We start from the raw sequence: 22491 nt of genomic DNA, 5'->3' as shown, positions 1-22491 counted from the left end.
GAATTTAAGCAATTTACAGCGAAATGTAAAAGTTAATTTCTAAGTTCCAAGCCCTTGAAAAATTTATAAACAGTGCTTTTATCTGTTGATCATAATATTATTCTGAACTTCAATAGATTCTTCGTGAATGGCTTTAAAAACCTTTTCAATAAATTCTTTAGACATTCCTGTTTCTACAGCTTTCTGTATTGCATATTCGGTAATCACTTTCCAGCGTTCCGGTTGAAATATGGCAATATCATTTTCTTTTTTAAGTCTTCCGATTTTCTCTGAAATTTTCATTCTTTGTGACAGTAATTCAATAAGTTGAAAATCAATGTCGGAGATTAATGTTCTGTGTCTTCCCATATCACCTTCAAAGCCCGCAAGATCTGTATTTCTCATTTTCAGATTACCAATTAGCTCTGCCAGAATTTCCGGTGTGATCTGTTGTGCAGCGTCGCTCCATGCCTCATCAGGATTTGCATGCGTTTCAATAATAGCTCCTTGGTAACCTACATTCAGGGCTTCCTGAGTAATATCTGCCAAGCCTATTCTATTTCCACAGATGTGAGAAGGATCGATAAGCATCGGGATATTGGGAAACTGGCTCTTAAAATCCAGGGCAATCTGCCAGTTTGGATTATTTCTGTATTTTGTTTTCTGATACGTTGAAAATCCTCTGTGAATAACTCCCAGGTTTTTTATTCCCTGGCCTAAAAGTCTTTCCAAAGCACCGATCCATAAAGCAAGATCCGGATTAACAGGATTCTTTACCAAAATTGTTTTTTCTGTACCTCGTAATGCCATAGCGATTTCCTGAACAGTAAATGGATTCACAGTAGAACGGGCGCCGATCCAAAGAATATCAACATCTGCTTCCAGTGCTGCAAAGACATGGTGGGCATTGGCAACTTCGGTAGCTGTTTTAAATCCGTATTCTTCTTTTACTTTCTTTAGCCAGTTTAGACCGATCACTCCTACCCCTTCAAATCCGTTTGGCTTGGTACGTGGCTTCCAGATTCCAGCACGGAATATCGGAACATTAGCATTAGTTTCTTTAATTCTTCGGGCTGTTTCCAGCATCTGAGATTCGCTTTCCGCACTGCATGGCCCCGCAATCATCATCGGTTGCGAAAAAGCGTTGATCCAGTCGTTCTGTAATTCTTTTAGATTCATTTATTCTTAATTATTTTATTCTTATTTGTTTATATACATAGCAGTAGCATTATAAATTTACTTTATAATTCTTTCTAAAAAATGCCGTTAAAATTTTTATTAAGGAATCAGGAAATGGAAGCCATTGATCCTGTTATTTTTTGGAAAGAAATTCAGTTAGCAATACCAATAAAATCGATAATTTCTTTCTGAACTTCCAAAATAAGTTGAAGAAAAGCTAAAATAACCGCTAAAATATTCAGCGGGCGCAGAAACAGATATAAATGGTTTTACCAGATTTTCCACTATTGATCGTTTATTTATGAGCTTTTCTTTTTAATTTGCTATTATTGAAAAAAGATTTTCTGTGCAAATGTTTAGCAAATATATAAAATTTATTTATATGGTAGATTGAATTTTATAAAAATCTGTTTTTGCATTGGGGCCTATGTAAGATCAAATCTCATGAGATCATCAAGATCTTTTAATAAAGGATTTTTCTGAACAAATTTTTCAAAGATTTTTCTTTTGGTCATCACTTCGATCTTCAGATTTTCAACGTCACGCTGATAAACAATCTCAATGGAAAAATTATGAACTTTAGTTTTAAAATGATTAAAAAATTCGCGGCTCACTTTGTCAAATTCTATCTTGGCAGAATCTGAAGGGAACATTACTGTAATCTGGTTTTCACCTGATTTTACAAGCTTAAATGATTTAATGGCATTAAAAACAAAGGTATCTTTCTTTTGCAGCTGCTTCAGTAATAAATTCCATTCTGCCTGCAAATCTGTATCCGTAAAATGGTTTTGAGGAAGACTTTCTGTTTTTATAACGACAGTTTCCTCTTCTTCAGATTTTTCATCCTTATTTAAAAAAGCATTAATGCTGAATCCGGAGGAAACTACCTGCCTGGTTAATGGCTTCGTTGTCTTTTTTATTTCCGTTTCGTGAGGTTTATTCAGCTCTTCTGTTTGCGATTGGCTGATTTTTACCTCTATTTTTTTTTCAATAGCTTTTTCAGGAAGTTTTATTTCCTGCTTCTCATTGAGAAACGGAGCTAATATTATAAACTTTTTTTTTTAGAAATATCAGAATTCGATGTAATAGAAGTTAATTGCATTAATGCAATTTCTATGGTAAGTCTTGGATTTTTAGAATTTTTATAATTGATATCTGCATGGTTACAGATTTCAATAGCATCGATGAGCTGTTGAGCGTTCCAGTTCTGAGCCTGCTGTACAAATTTGGATTTAGTTTGTTCTCCAACTTCAATAAGATCAATTGTAGCCGTATTTTGGGCCATCATAAGGTCTCTGAAATGACTTCCAAGTCCTGCTATAAAAATATGGGGATCAAAACCTTTTTTCACGATTTCGTTGAATGCCGCAAGCACTTCCGGAATCTTATTTTCTTTGGCAAGATCTACAATTTTCAGATATTGATCATAATCCAGAATATTCAATACTTCAGCAGCTTTTGCCAATGTAATATTTTTCTGCGAAAAAGTGGAAAGTCTGTCAAAAATAGACAAGGCATCTCTCAATGCACCATCAGCTTTTTGAGCAATCAGATAAAGAGCATCGTCTTCATATTGAATGTTCTCTTTCTGAGCGATGTTTCTTAAGTGTCCCTGAATATCTTCAATTGTGATTCTTTTAAAATCGTAAATCTGACAACGTGATAAGATGGTAGGAATGATCTTATGTTTTTCGGTTGTTGCCAGAATAAAAATGGCATGCGCAGGTGGTTCTTCCAGTGTTTTAAGGAAAGCATTAAAGGCTGCAGAAGATAGCATGTGTACCTCGTCAATGATGTACACTTTGTATTTACCAACCTGAGGAGCAAAACGTACCTGATCTATCAGTTCGCGGATATCATCTACGGAGTTGTTTGAAGCAGCATCGAGCTCATAGATATTATAGGCAAAGCCGTCCTCTGAAACGGAACCGTCTTTTTCATTGATTTTTCTGGCGAGGATCCTTGCGCAGGTAGTTTTACCTACACCTCTTGGTCCGCAAAATAGCAAAGCCTGAGCGAGCTGATTTTCTCCGATTGCATGTTCTAAAGTATCCGTAATGTGAGATTGCCCGACAACAGTGTCAAATTGTTGTGGACGATACTTTCGTGCAGATACGATAAAATTTTCCATTGGCCAAAAGTAAGAAATATAGTTGTAATTTGAAAATTTTCAATTTCAAGTTATCCACAAAACTCATTATTGGTCAATAGGAAAATTTTTTCTCATCATTTATCTTTCAGAATACGCAAAATCAATGATCTCACTAATCGCTTTTTCGATCTCATTTCTACCTTCATCAGATTTCAGATCAATACCACAGAACGTACTTGCGTTATAAGCTGTATAAAGATTCAGATAATAGGCCCCTGATACCAAAAGCGCTGCTATGGCACGATATCTTGTTGATTTTTCTTTAAAATGCGGATCTACAATGTTTTTAAACAGCAATTCACCCATTTCTTCTCTTTCATCTGCTATCTTTTTCAGGAGTGGCTTACTTTCTGAAAGTCCCCATAGAATGATCTTCTGAAGTTCTTTGTTCTTCTTGATCTGCTCATATTGATTTAAAATTGCCATCTTGGAAAGTTCTTTTCCGCCATCAGAAATATCTACTTCGATATTATCCTGATTCATTTTGCTCCAATAATCCTGAGTTCTGATATATTCATCAATCAGTTTATCGGTGCTTCCGAAATACTCGTAAATAAGTTTTTTGTCAAATCCTGCTACAGCGGCTATCTTGCTGACTTTCAGTCCGGCATAGCCTTTTGTTCTTAAAATTTTTCCAACTGCTCCAAGCAGCTTTTGTTTCGTCTTTTCTTTATCCCTAATAGGGCCTTGTACAACTTTTCTAGCCATTTGTAATTATTTTTTTGCAATATGCAACTTTTTATTGATATCCTCAAATGCATTGAGTGTTTGATCAAGATGTTCCTTTTCGTGTGCTGCCGTAACACTCATTCTGATTCTTGCATCCTTTCTTGATACTGCGGGATACATAATCGGATTTGTATAAATACCTCTTTCTAAAAGCATTTTACCACAATCCATAGTGACATGCAGATCTCCAATTTTTACAGGAACGACCGCAGAGCATGTTGTTCCTGTGTCTAATTTCAAATCATTGAGCCCTTTTTTGAAATAATTAATATTTTCCCAAAGTTTCAGGCGCCAATGCGGTTCTTCGTCAATTAAATCAATTGCTTTAATAGTGCCTGCTGCAGTTCCAGGAGTGATTGTAGCTGAAAATATCTGCTGCCGAGACTGGAATCTGATAAAATTTGTAAGTTTTTTGTTTGCAATGACATATCCACCGAGATTCCCAAATGTTTTACTGAATGTTCCGGTGATAATATCAACTTTATCCAACAATCCTGTGTCTTCAATAGTTCCTCTTCCTGTTTTTCCTAAAATCCCTACTCCATGTACATCATCAATCATAAGGTAGGCTCCGTATTTTTGCACTAATTTATAAATTTCTTCAATAGGTGCAATGTCTCCATCCTGAGAATATACACCATCAATCACTACCAATTTTGTACGAAACTGATTTTTAGATAGTTTTAAAATCTGTTCCAGTGCTTCTAAGTTATTATGAGGAAATGTTTTTCTATTGGTAAGCAGACATCCTTCATAAACGCTTGCATGTACCGCCATATCAATAATTGCAATATCTTCTTTTTGCAGTAAAATTTGCAGAGTAGCGCTATTTGCAGTATATCCTGTAGTAAAAGTTACCGCTTCATCTGCCGAACGCCCAAAAAAACTTGCTATTTTCGATTCGAGATCATTATGATATGAATAATATCCTCCGATAAGAGGAGTTGCAGCAGAACCTGTACCAAACTTTCTGACACCTTCTATTGCAGCTTCCTTTACTTTTGGATGCTGCGTAAACCCTAAATAATCACTTGTAACGAAACTTATGAATTCTTTTGTTACATTTTCCGTGCCGACCTTCATGACAGAGCTACAGCCAGTGTTGTTCTGTAATCTATATCTGTGACCGTTTTTTTTCATATATTCCAGAAAATCATAATAAATATCCGCTCGTTCCATCATATCCATTCCAGGGATATTTTCGAAATCTTTAAATGTTGCCGTTGTAAAATTAATATTCATCCTTTAAATGTTTGTTGTTGTTATAACAAATATAGGATTTATTTAAAATAAAATCAATTTTTCATTAAAAAAAATACAATGATTGAATTATTTTTTATTAAAAAGTCATAAAAGTGTACCACATTCTCAATATTCACCACTAAATAGAATAAAAAAGGCAAATTACGTAATATTTGTTAATATATTTTAAATAGTTATTAATCAATTTAGTATAAATTTTTATCTTTTTTTATTTCATTGACGGCACTTACTGAATTTTTAACCTTCAGTTTTTCGAGAATATTCTGTCGGTGTCGATGTACCGTATTGATACTTATGGATAGATGATCTGCAATTTCTTTACTGGTATAGCCTTCGCCAACATACTTAAGAACTTCAACTTCGCGTTTAGAAAGAATACTATTATAATCCAATTTATCATCAATTACAATTTCCCCTTTTACGGAGTTTATAATTAAAAATTCAGAGGATGACAGCTTTGATTGATCCAGATCGATGTCATAAAGGCATAGGGCAAACCTAAGCTTTGCATTATAAGATGAGAAAAAATAAAACATTCTATGCCTTATAAACTTATAGATTTCATTTTTATCTTTCATTCTGATCTTTGAAAGAACGCTGAATTCAGAACGTTTTTCATGCTGTACTGATTCTGAAAATTTAAAGAATCTGAGTTCATGAACATATTTTTTCAGTTTATCATCCGGATGAATTTTTTTAAGAATTTCTTCTTCCCATATAGAATTGATAACCGTTGGATAATGCGTAAAACTTAATCCAAGCTCCGATGCTGTCCTAGAACTAAAAATATAGCTTTTATTGAGCTGCATATCACTCAGAACTGCAAGTGAATTTTCGGCTTTGGTGTAAGCTTCTGCAATAGACTTATATGTTTCAACATCCATCAGACAAAGTTTATCTTCTTGATGTTGCAGCAGAGTCTCACTAAGTTTCTTTACAATTTTCATAAAATGGTTATTTTTCAGTATTGAACCAAATACCTTTAAATAATATTTTTGCTAAATTAATAATAATTACACGTGGATTAATCCGTGAGATTTAAAATGAAGAAAATATTTTTAAGTTTTTGTGTATTGGGCATGGTTAATAAAATCGCTGCACAGACATTAGAAAAAATGATATGGTTTAATGAGCCTTCGAAATGGGAGATTAAAAATAATACGTTAAGCATGTTTGTGACCCCTCAAAGCGATTACTGGAGGATCTCACATTACGGATTTACAGTAGACGATGCTCCATTTTTATACTCAACGTATGGTGGAGAGTTCGAAGCTAAAGTGAAAATAAAAGGAAATTACAAGGCAAGATTTGACCAGATGGGCATTATGCTGAGGATTGATAAGGAAAACTATATAAAAGCAGGAATTGAATTTGTAGACGGGAAATACAATCTCAGCACAGTTGTTACCCATACGACCAGTGACTGGAGTGTGATAACATTAGATAAAACACCATCCGATATGTGGATAAAAGCGGTAAGAAGACTTGATGCCGTGGAAATATTCTATTCTTTTGACGATAAAAACTATATCATGATGCGTAATGCCCATCTTCAGGATAATTCTCCTGTTATGGTGGGCCTTATGGCTGCCTGTCCGGATGGTGATGGATTTAATGCTGTTTTTGAAAATTTCAGTGTGAAGCATCTACCTGATGAACGACGACTCAAATGGCTGAAAAACAACAAATAGATTGAATTAAATTCAATATACAAGTCAATTTTATTAACCTCTCCTGATCAGAGAGGTTTTTTATTTTTTTAGTTTACGATTTACAGATACCACAAAATTGCATTTTTAAATAAATAATTGCATTTTTCGGTAGTTTTATTACAATTATTTAATATTTTTAAAATAAAATTAATATTTGGTTAGATATTTGAATGAAAAGTTTTGAGTATAAAATCAAAGATATTTTATCATTTCACACACCAACCATTAAAATTTATTATGATGTCAACTCACTTTATAACACCGAAAGACAGCCTTATCAAGGTATTGAGGAAGTCCTTTCCTATTCCCGTCAATTGATTTTTTACAATCATTAAGTGTTTTGAACCATTTTTTAAATTATTAACACCTTTAACGATCATGATTTTTGAAGATGACCATTCTGTAATGCAGGATAATCACAACCTTTCTTTTGTAAAAAACGTTGTGAATTTTCACGGTGATAAATCCTTTATTCTTAATTCTTTACAAAAAATAAAGAACAATACCTTGTGTAAAATGAAGAGAAAAACGATTAATAAACTTATTAAAGATTATACTCGTCATCTCAATTACATTGAAAATGAGGATATTAATTCTAAGCCTGACAATTATGAGCTTTCTCCTGTCTATGCACGGCAGTCATATAATAAAGTCCTTAAAGAAGACGAATATCTGCAGAAAGTCCTGGTATTTTTAATGAATCAATAAAATCCTTTCTTCCTCCAGATCAATTTTCATGAGGTGCTTTCGAATAAGATCTTCATCGAAATATTGCTTTTCATCATGATTTTGCTCTATAAGCCATGCCCTTTGAGCATCAAGCAGCTTTAAGTATGCCTCTTTGGTCTCGGAAGAAAGTTTTATATCAGAATCTTCATTTATTTTAGCCCCTGAACAACGAGAGTTGTAAGGATAACAAAAATTAAATAAGTCCATATTCCATATATCATAATTAAATAAGTCACTTTAAATTGATAAATAATAAAAAGATTAAATCCTAACATACCACACGTGTACCACATTTTTAACTTTTTAAATATTGTTTAGTTATTGCTGTTAGCCTGTTTTAAAGGGATTATAAGGCTTACAATCGTAGAATAGATTAAAAAGTATTATCTGTTTAATTTGTATTCAAAACATAAGGCATAGTATTTGTAAATATTAATACACAACATATCACCCAATTTGGATAATAACTCAAACACACAAAATATCATGAACGTTGCAGATTTAAAGATCAAAAATTTAGTAGAATACAAAAATCAGATTTATAACATCACTGAAATATTTCAGGATCATAATGAAAAAGATTATTTTGTGAAAATTGAAAATGACATTCATAGTTTTTCTGTTCCGGCAAACTCTATAAAGCCGATTCAGATTACAGAAGAATGGCTGGAAAAATTCGGTTTTTTAAGAACTTACAGCTCTGATCAGCGTATCAGATATGAAAGACCGGAAGCATTTATAAAATATGATATTGATCTTAGCTCAAAGAAGATCGTAGAGGGATTGAAAATCTATGGAAATTCTATCAGATGTAAATACATTCACGAATTTCAGAATATCTTCTCTTGCCTGTTTGGCAAAGAACCGGCAACTATGAGCTACGGATTAGTAGGCACCGAATCTTAATTATAATATATTTTCCAATCAGAAAGATGCTGCTTCATAAATTGAACAGCATCTTTTTTTTGCCTAATTACTACTATTAAGATAGTCTTTAATAATTTTTAAAACACCAAAATTATCATTTGAGCAGGCTTCAAAATGGGCTGCCTTTTTTACAGACGGATGTGCATTTTTCATCGCGTAAGAATACTTGGAATTTTTGAGCATTTCGATATCATTCATATAATCGCCAAACGCCATGGTTTGTTGAGGAGAAATATTCAAGGCTTCCTGCAGTTTTTCCAAGGCATTTCCTTTATTGATATTTTTATTCATGATATCCAGCCAGTACTGGCCCGAAACGACAACTTCAAGATTATATTTTTCAAATTCTTTCAGAAAAGGATAAACGTTTAATTCAGAACCATCGGGATGATAAACAGCAATTTTAAAAATACTGTCATCGTTTTCAGCAGTAAGGTCTTCTACCACTTCATTGTCGGTATAAAACTGTGATATATAGTTAATGAAATCCGGATTGTATGTTTCTACATAAGCTTTCTTCTTTCCTGATAAGACAGCTGTTGCACCCGAAATGTTCCGGATGGCTGTAATAATTTCAGCGATATATTGCTGATCCATCTTATCTGCAAAAAGTTCTTCGTTTTTATAGATCACATAGCCGCCGTTTTCCGCAATAAAAGCCATTTCGTTTTCAAGATCTCCGAAGTATTTTGTAATTCCGAGCATCTGCCTGCCACTGGCGGGTACAAATAAAATATTTCTTTTTTTAAGTTCTTCATAAACCTTCGGAAAGTCCGGGCTTACCTCATGTTCTGAATTGAGAAAAGTTCCATCCATATCCGTTACAATCATCCTGATTTCATCCATAAAAATATTTTTCAGTGTTTAGAAATTCATCACAAATATATAGTAATAATTTTTAATGTGACTGTCCTGATCATATTTAAGTATTTATTATTAATGTTTAAAAGTGTTGTGTTTATGCCTGTTTAATATAGAAATGTATGCAAAATAATAATTTTTTGACTACATTTACATAGAATTCCTAATCTAAAATTGTTGTATCCAAGAAATGAAAAACGTCAGGCTGGCATTTTTGTTTATTTTATTTTTTAACTCTCTGATATACTCTCAGTCACAAAAAAATCATGATGAATTTAAAAATAAAGTAAAGGCCAATTCAAAACTTTTCACTTCTGATATCAATAAAGCTTACAGCGAACTTAACTCACTTATTAAAGCTTCCAGAATACTTAAAGACTCCCTTTCGGAGATGCAACTGCTGGAAAAGAAATGCAGATATTTTTACAATAAAAACCTGGTTGATAGTCTTATAATTTCTTCAGAAGAGCTGCATAAAGCTTCAGACAAATATAAAAATGTATATTATGAAGCGATGGCTAATGTTTATATTGCTGAAACCTATTCGGTGAATAAATTATATGATAAAGCAATTATTCATCTTAATAATGCCTATTCCATCCTTAAGCAGGATCAGTCTGACAGTAAAAAAATATTTTACGCAAAGGCCAATGTGCTCAGCAGTTTTGCTAATGTTTATCTGGATAAGGGTGAACCCAGAAATGCTGCAAAAAAAATTCTGGAGGAAATAAAAAGTGGAAAGCAAATAAAAGAAAAAAGTGAATTCGAAGAATTTCAATATCTGAACTATTCTAATCTCTCCAGTATTTATGCTGAATATAATCTCGATTCTGCATTTTACTTTGCCAAAAAATCTATTGAAATAAGGCCAACAGGTATTTCAGAAGAAAAATCTATGATTTCTAATTTTACGGTGATTGGTAAATATTATAAGAAACGAAAAGAATACGAAAAATCAATAATAAACTTTCATAAAGCCCTGAAAATAAGTCGGCGTACAGGTATTGAACTGAATATCAATGATACTTACAAATCTCTTCATGAAATTTATCGGGAAACAGGCAGAAAAGACAGCGCAGATTTTTATGAAAACAAAATTAAACAGAATGATCTGCAGATGCTTCAGAGTAAATATAATTCCCTACAGGAAGTTATGAATAAGGATGAAGAGGAGCAAAATAAAAAATTGACGCTAAATTTTTTCATTTTGGGAATTTCAATACTTATAGTTTTGGCTATTTCAGTTTTCTTTTATGTAAGGTTAAAAAAGAAAAAAGTGGTTGAAAACAATCAGAATCTTCACGATCTGTATCAGCATCTGATAGCTCTTCTACAAAATAACGACCCAGGATTCATGTTTGCTTTCGAGAATGCTTTTCCCGAGTTTTCTGATAAACTGCTAAAGATTAATCCAGAACTTCAACAATCGGAAATAGAATTTTGTGCACTCCTGAAATTGAAACTTACCACCAAAGAGATTGCAAAATACACTTTCATAGAAACCCGGACAGTTCAGAATAAAAAATACAGAATTAGAAAAAAACTTGAAATTCCTCAATCGGTTGATATTTATAACTGGATTGATAATATTTAAAATTATTGGTTTAGTTTTCATTAAAACATATATGGGCTGGAAATTTATTTTCAGTCTTTTTTTATTTAATTTCAAAAATTGATACCAATTTAATATTGTTAATAATTCAAATATAACGACATATAATAGGGTAAAGTATCAAATGAGTACCTTATTTTTTATCATATATTCAATTAATCGATCATTTCCTTAAATCAATTCATAAATTTGTTCAAGAAATTTAATCCTTCAAAACACCATAAACCCACATCATATTAAACTAAAAACTTAGAATTCAGATTTATTAAACATTATTAATTATGGTAAAAAACTCTTCTTTTAATTTCAAAAAGGCTATTGTGCTGTTAGGATTAGGACTTTCTTTTTTAGCAAATGGCCAGTCGTGGGAATACGTAGGTTCGTCGGCCGCTATATCAGCGGGAAATTCCAGTTATAATAATTTAGCAATTGATGCTGCGGGTAATTATTATATTTCATATTATGATGTTTCTGTAATAAAAGGATCTGTACAGAAATTCGACGGGACTTCATGGTCATATCTCGGTGGATCTGCCGGAATCACAACCAGCTTTGCCACTTTCAGTGCATTGACAACAGATAATCAGGGAAATGTGTATTACAGTAATCAGGCCAGCTACCCTTCTACCGGTATGGAAGTCAGAAAATTCAGTACAGGATCATGGAGTCTTATGCCGCCGGCTAGTACAACCAGTCTTACTTATCAGGCTTTAGCTGTTTCATCTTCTAATACTCTTTTTGCTTATGGATCAGACGGATCCGGAACGGTAAGAAGGTACAATAACGGAGTTTGGGAGCAGGTAGGAAATGCAGGCTTTGCAGGTGGAGCTACCTTTGCAGAGATGATGGTTGGGTCAGATAATAATATTTACACCTGTCAGGTTGCCAACGGCTCTGTGAGTGTCTATAAAATCAGTGCGAATGCTTCATCTACAGATTCATGGACATTAGTTGGAGGAGCTCCTGTAGGAAGTGCTTACAGTTCAGATAATTCTTATTCAGATATTGCATTATACAACGATACACCTTTTGTGGTTTACGTTTCCAGCACAGCAGAGGGAAGAAAACTGAATGTAAAAAAATTTGACGGAACCTCATGGGTGCAGGTTGGAAATGCCAACTTTTCCGACACTGTAGTCAACAACACAGCGATTGCAGTTTCACCAAACGGAACGCCATATGTAATTGCGGGCATCTGGGACAGCTCTTATTCAGATCATGGAAGAAACTTCGTATATACATTTAATTCATCTACAGGAAATTGGGAAAAGTTGGGGGGTGATTTTATTTCATCAGGAGTTTGTACTTTTAATGATATTGCCGTAGATCCTGTTAACAACTATCTTGTTGTCGCATATACACAAAACGGAACTGTTATAAAAAGAATTTCGTTAAATTCTTTAGCTGTAAGTGACGTTAAAAATAAGGATACATTCACGGTATACCCGAATCCTACAATGGGAGTAATTAACATCAAAAATGACAAAAAAATAAGATCTGCAGAAGTAACAAGCGCTTCAGGACAGACGATGAATGCTAAAATTACGGATCAGAAAGTTGATATTTCCGGTGCTCCAAAAGGTGTTTATTTCCTTAAAGCAACTTTTGATGATGGCAAAACCTCAGTAAAGAAAATTATAAAACAGTAAGAAATAAATTTAAAAAGTAAAAAGTAGATTTGGTAAATTAAAGAAATCCTGGAAACCTCGAACTGAAGTTTTCAGGATTTTTGTTTTTGGAAAAATCATTTTAAATTTGGCTTATATCGTATCAACCTTAACCCAAACACTTACCGAACATGGATTTACCCTGAAGATGGCTTTTCCATCTTCATCGGTTTTTATTTCTTCTTGTCTTTGATTAAGGAAATCTTTAAATGTTGAGTTTGCATTTTCCTTTCCAAGGCTGATTTCTTTAAAACCCTCATCGCTGTTTGAAATTATTGTTACACAACCGAAAACATCATCATTTCCTTTTCTTATCCATGCAATACAGTTGGGATGATCAAAGTATCTGATCTGTTCTCCGACAGCAAAATGTTGTCTGGCTTCTAGCAGTTTAGGTAAAAGCTCAATTTTAGGCATATTGATTTTAACATCTTTATTGTCTACAGTATCGGTATATTCGGCTCCGAAAAGATCCGGGTAAAATATACAGGGATATGCATCTTCCGAAAGTAAAATAATCGCATAAGCAAGAGGCTTGAACCAATTTTTAACAGCAGATTCCAGCGCCTGCAGTTTTTGGGTATCATGATTTTCAACAAATGAAACTGAAAACACCGGTTTTTGATCTAAAAAGCTTCCTTTCAAAATTTGTGAAAGATCATAATCCCTTGCCTCTTGAGATGCCTTAAAGAAATTATAGTGCAACGGTGCATCAAAGCAGGATATCAGATCATTCATTTTATCAGAAAAATCAGCGATTTTTTCTACATCATCTTTCCAGAATTCGCCTAATACAAAACATTCAGGATTTACTTCTGTTTTTATATACGTAATCCACTCTTTCAGGAAATCAGAAGAAAGGTGTTTCAGAGCATCAAGTCTTAGTCCATCTGCTTTGGTCGTTTCAAGATACCATTTGATCCAGTTTTTCATTTCCTGGATTACATGGGGATTACGGTACTCCACATCTGCTCCCATCAGGTAGTCGTAGTTTCCGAACTGGTGACTTACGGCGTCTGTCCATTCCGTACCATATTCATTGTGAATTTTAAAAATTCCATGGAGTTCTTCACCATTTTTTTGAACGACATCAATACCGCTGAAACAATGATAATCCCAAATAAATTCTGAATATTTTCCCTTCCGTGCAGGAAAAGTAAACTTTGTCTGAGCCAAAACTTCAAATGTATCGGAAACAACAAGGTTACGATTTTCCTCATCTACTTTATGAACGTTTATTTTCTCGGCTTCATCACCACCCATTCTGTGGTTAAGCACAATATCGGCGTATACCGCAATTCCCTGTTCATGAGCTTTTTCAATAGCATTGATATATTCTTCTTTTGTACCATAACGGGTTGGAATTCCTCCCTTCTGGTCAAATTCTCCAAGATCATAAAGATCGTATACATCATATCCTCTTCCCTCAAGTCCCAGATTGCATTTTGTAGCAGGCGGAAGCCATGCTGCTGTTATTCCAAGATCTTTTAAATAGCTTACATTTTCTGCAAATTCATTCCAAAGATTACCGTTATAATACCAGTGGAAATATTGAATGATTACTCCGTTCATAATTAATAAAAGTTACACTTATTCATTGATCTAAACGAATTTCGAGAATAAAGTTAACAAAATATATGATTACACTCAATTGTGAAATATGGTTTATTGTGATTCTGCTCATAACAATTGTATTCTATACCAACTATCTTTGTTAAGCACCTACATAAGATTATCATATGAAACCTAAACAGATTCCGGGAGTTCCTGCGCAAAAAAGCGGAGGGTTTCACGATACTGAAAGCAAAAAGCAGTATAAAGCTACTGAGATAAATGCCAAATTTGAGATCCTCAAAAAGCGTCTTTTTTCTATTAATGAATGGAAAGACTACTGTGGGAAAGCATCATCTGAATTTAAACATTTTAGTGAATCCGGGCAGCCGGTTAATAGAACTCCTCAAAGGGGAGATTTTATAAGAATCGGCATTCCTAGCCCGGGTACAAAAGAAGCAAATGGGTACGACTGGGTAGAAATTACCAATATTGCTCACAGGCAGATTGATAATTACGAATCATATCTCATAACCTGCAAACCATCAAAAGATCCGAACCAGCCGAAAGGGCGTATTGCTCACTTTTATAGAATTTCTGCTACATCCAACATCATGATTGCTAAAGAAGGAGATTTATTAAAAGCAGGCGTTTATGGAAGAAATGAGAAACCTAATTTCAATGCCGGACTTCTGGATAAAATAAGAAATTTTATGATTGCCATTGGTGGGATGATCGGCATTGCCAAAATCCAGTGGAAGCTGCTGACAGACGGGCTTCTTGATTTTTAAAATAGAATAAAAAAATCATAGTTTTAATATTAATTGTTTTTCACTCCATTTTACTTTCCTGACTCCTCATCATTGAGGAGTTTTACATTCATATTAAATCTTTTAAAATAGTAGCATAAGAAGCCGATTATGAAAATGTGGATTATTTTGTAGTGATCCATGCATTCATGTATTCCCTGTTCATCCTGGCGATGTTGTCGAGTGAAATGTTTTTGGGACACTCCACTTCGCAGGCCCCGATTACAGAACAGTTGCCGAAGCCTTCCTCGTCCATGGCCTTCACCATATTCAGAACTCTTCGTCTTGCTTCTACCCTTCCCTGCGGAAGCAGTGCAAAATGAGAAACTTTAGCACCAACAAAAAGCATTGCAGCACCGTTAGGACAGCAGGCAACACATGCACCACAGCTTATACAGGCAGCTGCATCCATAGCTTTGTCTGCATTTTCTTTAGGAACGGGAATAGCATTGGCATCCAGCGTATTTCCTGAAGTATTCACAGAAATAAATCCTCCTGCAGCCATAATTCTGTCAAAAGCACTGCGATCGGTAATCAGATCTTTAATCACAGGAAAAGCAATACTTCTCCACGGTTCTACGACAATTGTTTCGCCGTCCGTAAACATTCTCATGTGAAGCTGGCAGGTGGTAATTCCTGTATCAGGTCCGTGCGCTCTTCCATTAATGTATAAAGAGCACGTGCCGCAAATTCCCTCACGGCAATCGTGATCAAAAGCTATGGGTTCTTTGTTTTCATTGATGAGTTGCTCATTAAGAATATCCAGCATTTCCAAAAAAGATGAATCAGTGGATATATCAGAAACTTTATATATTTCAAATTGTCCTTTGGTTTTTCTGTTTTTCTGTCTCCAGATTTTCAGGGTAAGATTTAAAGTTTTTTTTGTACTCATAAAACTATTTTAAATTGGTGATTTTAAATATACAGTTAAAAGTAAATTCATTTTATGAGTCACATCATAGAACATTATAATTCTTTTAGATACCACATATCAGGTTTTTAATTAAAGATGGTCTTATAGTTGCAGATTCATCACCAATCAATAATCACTAAATACAATTTATTATGGAAACTAAAACACCAGCTAAAAAAACGGCGGCAAAAACAACAGCTTCTAAAACTACATCAAAATCAACTTCAAAGACTCCGGCTAAAAAAAGTGCGGCAAAAGAATTAAAAGACCTGTTTGAAGATTCATTAAAAGATATTTATTGGGCTGAAAAAGCGTTGGTAAAAGCATTACCGACCATGATGAAAAATGCTACTGATGAAAAGCTGAAAACGGCGATAGAAAATCACCTTGCTGAAACAGAAACCCATGTGGAAAGATTGGAAGAATGCTTTAAAGCATTGGGTAAAAAAGCTCAGGCAAAAAAATGTGATGCTATGCAGGGGCTTCTTGATGAAGGGAAAAGCATCATTGAAGAAACTGAACCCGGAACAGTAAGAGACGCCGGTATTATAGCAGCGGCCCAGAAAGTGGAACATTACGAAATTGCAACGTACGGAACACTTGCTGCTTTCGCAAAAGTATTACAAGAAGAAGATTGTCTTAAGTATCTTCTGGAAACGTTGAATGAGGAAAAAAAATGTGATGAGTTGCTGACAAAAGTTGCTGATACAAATCTTAACAGCAAGGCAATGTAAGAACAATTTTTAAAATAAATTTGAGAGAGGTCATTAAAGGCCTCTTTTTTTATAATTTTTGGTTGGAATTCTATAAAATTTACAAAATGTGGTATTTTTTTAAACATAAATAATCTTTTATGGTTTATTATTTGATTTTAAATAATCAAAATTCAACTAAAATATTCATTGTTGAACCATAATATTTAATATATGATAATTAGTGAAGATTTACTACTGGCATATGGAGGTTTTTATGAAACCTATGAAACGAATGATACCATCTTTTATGAAGGCACTATGCCGAAATTCTATTTTCAGATTATCACCGGTATCGTAGAGCTTAACAACTATCACGAAGATGGAAAAGAATTTACACAGAATATTTTATCAGATGGGCAGAGCTTCGGAGAGTCTTTTTTATTTGATGATAAATATTATCCTACCAATGCAACAGCAAAAACAACCTGTAAAATCCTGAAGCTTCCTAAAGGTGATTTTTTCAATCTTATGGATCATAATCCTGAAGTCTCTCTGAAAATGTTTCAGTGTCTGGCAGATATTCTGCATAATAAATACATTATGCTCTTCAATATTTCTTCTTCCGATCCTATTTTCAAAATTAAAACGGTTATGGATTGCCTGAAAGGTAACAATGACGATCACAAATACTCTTATCAGGTCCCGCTTACGAGACAGCAGCTTGCCAATCTTACAGGACTACGGGTAGAAACCGTCATCAGAACAATAAAGAAAATGCAGGATAATAATCTTGTAAAAATAGAAAACAGAAAAATTTACTATTAATCTATTATCAAAAACAGAATTTTACTTTTTTATAATTAATGTAATTAATGAGATTTCATCATCAGCATGAAATCTCATTATGATTTTTACAGAACAAAACTATTATTTAAATAGTCAGTCCGTAAGTATTCTTTACCTGAGCCATTACAAAAGTACTGTGTGTACTTCCTATAGAGGGTACAGCTCCCAGAATATTAAATACAAAATTCTGATATTGTTTCATATCGCGTACATAAACTTTCAGTAAAAAATCAAAATCTCCGGAAATGCTGTAACATTCAGCTACTTCTTCAATTTCAAGGATTTCACGTTCAAATTCTATAGCGAGATAGCTGTCATTGCTTTTTAACTTAAGCTGGCAATATACCGTTAATCCAAGATTGAGTTTTTCAGCGTCAAGTAATGCGGCATATTTTTTTATATATCCTTCCTGCTCCAGTCTTTTTACTCTTTCAAAAACAGGCGACGGTGAAAGGTTTACTTCCTTTGCTAGTTCTTTAACCGTTAATTTTGCGTCTTTTTGAAGAAGTCTTAGAAGCTGCAAATCTTTATCATCAAGGTTGTCCATAGAATAATATTCTTTAAATGCTGATATTTCAACAAATATAGAGAATTTTATTCTAGACAGGTTATTGTAAAAAGTATTTTTAACTTAATTTTTAATGATCTGTCAATATATTATTCTTTATTTCTATTTTTACTCAAGACAAAGGCTATTAATTAGCTTTTGACAATAATAAAAAGTAAAAGGGAATATTTTATATGAGAGACGCTCCTATCTTGGAGTGCTCTCTTTTTCAAAGAATTAAAATTACAATTAGTATATTAATCTTAGGGGAAGCAGTTTTACAATGTTTTGTATAGCTGCTTTTTATTTATTGAGGTAACTCAGGAATAGAAACTTTTTCTGTCTTAGACGATAATGTCCTTAAAAAAGCTTCCAATTGTGAAATTTCCAGATCTGACAACTCCAGCATCCGTACCATTCCGGATTTTTCTGATTTTAATGTTTTACCATCATAGACTGTTGAGCGCTTCTGGGAATGTTCAGGATTTCCTTTGCTGTAAAATTGGATTACTTCCTCTAACGTAGTCATTGAGCCATTATGAAAATAAGGTCCGGTACGGGAAACTTCTCTCAATGACGGAACACGAAACCTTCCTGCATCATCAGGGTCTTTAGTAATGAGATATCTCCCAAGATCCTCTCCTTTTTCACCCAATAAAGCCGTCCCTATATTTTCAAATTTATTATTGGAGAAGTATCCGGAATTATGGCAGTTGATACACTGGGCTTTGGTTCTGAAAAGATGTAATCCCATCAGCTCATCATCGGTATAGATTTCGGCATTTCCATTAATAAACTGATCAAATTTACTTGCCGAGCTTCTGACTTTTCTTTCAAAAGTCGCAATAGCTTTTGAAATACGCTCTTTCGTAACAACCTTATCACCAAATGCTTTTTCAAATAAGATTTCATAACCTTTTATGTTAGCAATTTTACCAGCTGCCATATCCATATGCTCTCCCATTTCACGATGATCCTCAATGGGCATTCTTGATTGCTCTTCCAGTGATTTCGCCCTGCCATCCCAGAATAAAGCTTTGGCATAAGCAACATTAAAGATACTCATTGCGTTGCGATTTCCTAATTGACGGTCGTGTCCAAAAGAAAAAGTTCTGCTGTCGCACCAACCCAATTCAGGATCATGGCATGATGCACAGGCAATCTGATTTGATTTTGAAAGTCGGGGATCAAAAAAAAGAGTTTTTCCCAAGGTCTCTTTTTCGACAGAATACGGATTATCAGAAGGAAAAGTAATTTCCGGTAAATGACCAATTTCAGCATATGATGAAACAGATTCCGGATCAAGAATAGGTTTCGGCCATTTTGAAGAATCACCTGAGGAATATAATTTCCTGAGGTTTTCCATTATCGCAAGTTTTTGTTTCATTTCTTTCTTTACTGAATTGTTCAGGCAGTTATTTAAAACTGAAACAAGAAGAAATAAAACAAGAATCCAGCTTAGTGCATTCTTCATAGCCATTATAATTTTAGCAAAAATATAATATTTTTTACATTTGATTATAAATGGGTGTTTTAAAATAAATAAACAGGCTATAAATCAGGCATAAAGAAAAAATGTGGTAGAATTAATTCTAGTAATGTAACAATAATACACTCCGAAGTGTCTTATATGTAAAACCTAGTTTTAAATGAAAACCATTTTAACACCTATCGCCTTACTGGCAGGAATTCTGACTTTTGCACAAACAGAAAAAGATACTATAAAATCTAAAGAGAAGGAAATTGAAGGAGTAACGCTAACCGTAAGAAAGCCCACTGTAGAATCTAAAGTAGACCGTACTGTATTTAATGTTGCCAACAGTTCGATCCTGGCAGGAAATACGACATGGGATGTTTTAAGAATGACACCTCTTGTAAGTATTGACAACAATGATGCGATAAAAGCGGAGGGAGAATCGGTCACCGTTTATATCAACGACAGAAAATCTGTTTTCACTGGTAAGGAGTTAAAAGAATATCTAAAGACAATTCCAGCCGACAACCTTATGAAAATTGAGGTGATCACCAGCCCTTCTTCACGGTATGAGGCAACAGGAACCGTTATAAATATTGTCCTGAAAAAGCGTGATGATGAAGGAATGAAAGGAAGTATAACGCTCAACAACCGACAGAATACAAAAAATTCACAATACACCAATTTTAACCTGAATTATCATAAAAAGGATTTCACCCAAACGCTTATCGGTAGCTACAGTGATAATACGTATGTTCAGAAAGATTCAAGTTTTTATTCTTGGTATGCAGACAATTCTACGAACCAGATCGACAGCTATGTGATTGGAAGAAGCAAAAGTCCGTCTTTATCTTCCACATCAGAATTTGAGATTGACAATAAAAATACTGTAGGGGTAATCCTTGAATATTACCAGAGTAATTCAACTTCCAACTCCGAAGCCAGTGGAAGCGATTATCTTAATAATGTATTCAAAAGTTCTTTCGATCAAAACCAGAATTCAACAGGACTAAACCGTAACCTGGGTACCAATATTTTTTATAAATGGTATGATAAAGAAAAGAATAGAATTCTGGATGTAAATCTTGGGACAAATTATTACGGACAGTCGGAAGATAGCTATTTCAACAGAGACATTCTTTCTGTAGAAAATGGTGCTTCAACCCAGACTCTCGGAGCTTTCACAGATACAGAAAATCGAAATTATTATGCAAAGATCGACTACACGCAGCCTTTGGGAAAATCAGGAGCAAATTTTGAAGTCGGTGCAAAAATTAATTTTAACAATAATGTTGTACCAAATAATTTAAATGGAAATATGCTGAGCGGACTGAGTGATCATGATATTTTCCATTATGAAGATAATATTACATCAGTGTATGCAAACTACAGCAGAACTTTCTTTAAAAAGCTCGAAACGAGGATCGGGCTTCGTTACGAATATATTGATTACAAAATGCGCCAGGATATTGCGGGAGCTTCAAGAAAAGATTCTTACGGCACCTTCCTTCCTAATATTTTGTTGAAATATACATTCTCTGATAAATATGATTTAAGCTTAACCTACAACCGTAATATCTGGAGACCCTGGTATGCGGAGTTTAATCCTTTTATGACGCCAAATACCAACGGAATTTACAGCCGGGGAAATATTGATTTGGATCCTAATCCAAGTGACAGGCTTTACATGAAACTCGGGATTTTAAAGAAATATTTTATTTCTGCGAGATACATGTATACGGATCAGGATTACTGGACGGATTATCTTAAAGAGGATATTGTTGTTAATGGGAAAGCGCAAACAATTAATATCACCCAGCCTTCCAATTTCAATGGAAAAGTTCACAAATATTATCTTTATGCCAATACGAACCAGACGTTCTTTAAGAATAAATTTACAGTAAATCTTGGACTTGGCTGGTATTATATTGACAACAGTGATTTTAATGCAAAAAATGATATTAAAGGAGATCCTTACATTAGCTACCTTAGTGCTTCCACCAATCTTTCCTATACCAATCTCTTCAATAAAAATATTAATGTAAGCGCATGGATGGAAATATCCAATCAGAATAATGGAAATTCTACCACCAATAAAGCCAATGTATTTCATAATATTTCGGTGACGAAGATATTTCCTAAAACCCAAATGGAAGTCAGCCTTCAGCTGATGAATATTTTCCAGAGGCCAAATTATAACGCAACAACATATAATCAACAAGGATTTGTAAGAAGTTCCTCAAAATGGGACTGGTACGGGGCTTCGATATCTTTCGTAAAGCGTTTCGGAAACCAGAAAGTAAAAGAAAATACGAAAACCGATGTTGAGAAAAACGGCGGTGGCGGAAAATAAAATATAACATTCCTCATTTAGCAAGCGGACGATACAGCCTTACAGCTTTATTGTCCGTTTTTTATTTTAAGTAAAGATTTAAATATAATAAAAAATGCTAAATATTTCATATCAGATCATTTGTGGCACAGATATTTTATATTGATTAATAAAATACCAAACGATGACAACAAGCACCGAAATAAGAAAGATGATTAAAAAATATTTAACGACTAGTGTAAAAGCCCAGTTCAATATTGACATAGATTTAGAAAAGGAATATGCATTAACAGAAAATATCGTTTCGAAAAAGCCAGTTATAGCGCCTACCTTTACACAGAAAATATTGTCGAAACCAGCAATTAAATTGTTTTTAACTTCCTTAATAAATGAAATTAATTATGAAAAATGCAGTTGGGATTTCATTAAATCAAAATTAAGATCTCTGCAAAACTCAGATCCTCAAAACATACAGATGACATAAAAATATATCCCGGTAATTTTATACCGGGAT

The 22491-nt window shown here is 33.9% G+C and carries 22 protein-coding genes; 10 read left to right on the top strand and 12 right to left on the bottom strand.

The window, feature by feature from the left end:
- Window positions 1-78 precede the first annotated feature (78 nt).
- The 6 genes from BMW64_RS06455 to BMW64_RS06430 form a co-directional block, all read right to left on the bottom strand.
- Window positions 79-1158, bottom strand: a complete 1080-nt coding sequence (locus tag BMW64_RS06455; RefSeq protein ID WP_089999188.1) for a chorismate mutase — start codon at window positions 1156-1158, stop codon at window positions 79-81.
- Window positions 1159-1583: 425 nt separating this feature from the next.
- The gene (locus BMW64_RS06450) at window positions 1584-1925 is read right to left on the bottom strand and encodes a hypothetical protein (RefSeq protein WP_228400860.1); all 342 of its coding nucleotides are present in this window, start codon (window positions 1923-1925) and stop codon (window positions 1584-1586) included.
- A 278-nt stretch (window positions 1926-2203) separates the two neighbouring features.
- On the bottom strand, window positions 2204-3289 hold the full coding sequence (dnaX, locus tag BMW64_RS06445; protein ID WP_089999187.1) for a DNA polymerase III subunit gamma/tau: 1086 nt from the start codon (window positions 3287-3289) through the stop codon (window positions 2204-2206).
- A gap of 99 nt (window positions 3290-3388) precedes the next feature.
- Window positions 3389-4018: a TetR/AcrR family transcriptional regulator gene (locus BMW64_RS06440; RefSeq protein WP_089999186.1), complete on the bottom strand. Its 630-nt coding sequence runs from the start codon at window positions 4016-4018 to the stop codon at window positions 3389-3391.
- A gap of 6 nt (window positions 4019-4024) precedes the next feature.
- On the bottom strand, window positions 4025-5281 hold the full coding sequence (locus BMW64_RS06435; protein WP_089999185.1) for an aminotransferase class I/II-fold pyridoxal phosphate-dependent enzyme: 1257 nt from the start codon (window positions 5279-5281) through the stop codon (window positions 4025-4027).
- Window positions 5282-5487: 206 nt separating this feature from the next.
- Entirely contained in the window at window positions 5488-6249 is a 762-nt protein-coding gene (locus BMW64_RS06430; protein ID WP_089999184.1) for a response regulator transcription factor, read from the bottom strand.
- A 96-nt stretch (window positions 6250-6345) separates the two neighbouring features.
- Here BMW64_RS06430 and BMW64_RS06425 point away from each other — a divergent pair, with 96 nt between their 5' ends.
- Entirely contained in the window at window positions 6346-6993 is a 648-nt protein-coding gene (locus BMW64_RS06425) for a DUF1349 domain-containing protein (protein WP_089999183.1), read from the top strand.
- A 399-nt stretch (window positions 6994-7392) separates the two neighbouring features.
- Complete coding sequence (locus BMW64_RS06420) at window positions 7393-7722, top strand: hypothetical protein (protein ID WP_089999182.1); 330 nt, start codon at window positions 7393-7395, stop codon at window positions 7720-7722.
- Here the strand turns inward: BMW64_RS06420 and BMW64_RS06415 are convergent.
- Window positions 7708-7950: a hypothetical protein gene (locus tag BMW64_RS06415; protein ID WP_089999181.1), complete on the bottom strand. Its 243-nt coding sequence runs from the start codon at window positions 7948-7950 to the stop codon at window positions 7708-7710. The genes BMW64_RS06420 and BMW64_RS06415 overlap by 15 nt on opposite strands.
- A gap of 279 nt (window positions 7951-8229) precedes the next feature.
- Between BMW64_RS06415 and BMW64_RS06410 the strand changes: the two genes are divergently transcribed.
- Complete coding sequence (locus tag BMW64_RS06410; protein ID WP_089999180.1) at window positions 8230-8649, top strand: hypothetical protein; 420 nt, start codon at window positions 8230-8232, stop codon at window positions 8647-8649.
- 63 nt (window positions 8650-8712) lie between these two features.
- Here BMW64_RS06410 and BMW64_RS06405 read toward each other — a convergent pair whose 3' ends face one another.
- Entirely contained in the window at window positions 8713-9516 is an 804-nt protein-coding gene (locus BMW64_RS06405) for an HAD family hydrolase (RefSeq protein WP_089999179.1), read from the bottom strand.
- 205 nt (window positions 9517-9721) lie between these two features.
- Between BMW64_RS06405 and BMW64_RS06400 the strand changes: the two genes are divergently transcribed.
- Window positions 9722-11125, top strand: coding sequence for a tetratricopeptide repeat protein (locus BMW64_RS06400; RefSeq protein WP_089999178.1), 1404 nt, complete (start codon window positions 9722-9724; stop codon window positions 11123-11125).
- Window positions 11126-11424: 299 nt separating this feature from the next.
- The gene (locus BMW64_RS06395) at window positions 11425-12792 is read left to right on the top strand and encodes a T9SS type A sorting domain-containing protein (RefSeq protein WP_089999177.1); all 1368 of its coding nucleotides are present in this window, start codon (window positions 11425-11427) and stop codon (window positions 12790-12792) included.
- A gap of 111 nt (window positions 12793-12903) precedes the next feature.
- On the opposite strand, the gene amyA is transcribed toward BMW64_RS06395, so the two are convergent.
- The gene (amyA, locus tag BMW64_RS06390) at window positions 12904-14382 is read right to left on the bottom strand and encodes an alpha-amylase (RefSeq protein WP_089999176.1); all 1479 of its coding nucleotides are present in this window, start codon (window positions 14380-14382) and stop codon (window positions 12904-12906) included.
- Window positions 14383-14549: 167 nt separating this feature from the next.
- Between amyA and BMW64_RS06385 the strand changes: the two genes are divergently transcribed.
- Window positions 14550-15152 carry a hypothetical protein gene (locus tag BMW64_RS06385; RefSeq protein WP_089999175.1) on the top strand — a complete coding sequence of 201 codons (603 nt, stop codon included), beginning with the start codon at window positions 14550-14552 and terminating at the stop codon, window positions 15150-15152.
- A 142-nt stretch (window positions 15153-15294) separates the two neighbouring features.
- Here the strand turns inward: BMW64_RS06385 and BMW64_RS06380 are convergent, their stop codons facing one another.
- A complete protein-coding gene (locus tag BMW64_RS06380; RefSeq protein ID WP_089999174.1) occupies window positions 15295-16062 on the bottom strand; it encodes a succinate dehydrogenase/fumarate reductase iron-sulfur subunit in 768 nt (255 codons plus the stop codon).
- A 173-nt stretch (window positions 16063-16235) separates the two neighbouring features.
- Here BMW64_RS06380 and BMW64_RS06375 point away from each other — a divergent pair, with 173 nt between their 5' ends.
- Together BMW64_RS06375 and BMW64_RS06370 are read left to right on the top strand one after the other, a co-directional pair.
- Window positions 16236-16817: a YciE/YciF ferroxidase family protein gene (locus BMW64_RS06375; RefSeq protein ID WP_089999173.1), complete on the top strand. Its 582-nt coding sequence runs from the start codon at window positions 16236-16238 to the stop codon at window positions 16815-16817.
- A 192-nt stretch (window positions 16818-17009) separates the two neighbouring features.
- Window positions 17010-17603, top strand: a complete 594-nt coding sequence (locus tag BMW64_RS06370) for a Crp/Fnr family transcriptional regulator (protein ID WP_089999172.1) — start codon at window positions 17010-17012, stop codon at window positions 17601-17603.
- Window positions 17604-17709: 106 nt separating this feature from the next.
- Here the strand turns inward: BMW64_RS06370 and BMW64_RS06365 are convergent, their stop codons facing one another.
- Together BMW64_RS06365 and BMW64_RS06360 are read right to left on the bottom strand one after the other, a co-directional pair.
- Entirely contained in the window at window positions 17710-18171 is a 462-nt protein-coding gene (locus tag BMW64_RS06365; RefSeq protein ID WP_089999171.1) for an Lrp/AsnC family transcriptional regulator, read from the bottom strand.
- Window positions 18172-18478: 307 nt separating this feature from the next.
- Entirely contained in the window at window positions 18479-19645 is a 1167-nt protein-coding gene (locus tag BMW64_RS06360) for a cytochrome-c peroxidase (protein ID WP_228400859.1), read from the bottom strand.
- A 175-nt stretch (window positions 19646-19820) separates the two neighbouring features.
- Between BMW64_RS06360 and BMW64_RS06355 the strand changes: the two genes are divergently transcribed.
- Window positions 19821-21998 carry an outer membrane beta-barrel family protein gene (locus BMW64_RS06355; RefSeq protein WP_089999169.1) on the top strand — a complete coding sequence of 726 codons (2178 nt, stop codon included), beginning with the start codon at window positions 19821-19823 and terminating at the stop codon, window positions 21996-21998.
- Window positions 21999-22188: 190 nt separating this feature from the next.
- Entirely contained in the window at window positions 22189-22461 is a 273-nt protein-coding gene (locus tag BMW64_RS06350) for a hypothetical protein (protein WP_143052650.1), read from the top strand.
- Window positions 22462-22491 lie beyond the last annotated feature (30 nt).

Origin of the sequence: Chryseobacterium taichungense (genome assembly GCF_900109935.1) — a bacterium.
GTDB classification, from domain to species: domain Bacteria; phylum Bacteroidota; class Bacteroidia; order Flavobacteriales; family Weeksellaceae; genus Chryseobacterium; species Chryseobacterium taichungense.
The sequence above is the reverse complement of the archived record's forward strand: the minus strand, read 5'-3'. Positions and strand labels throughout refer to the sequence as shown.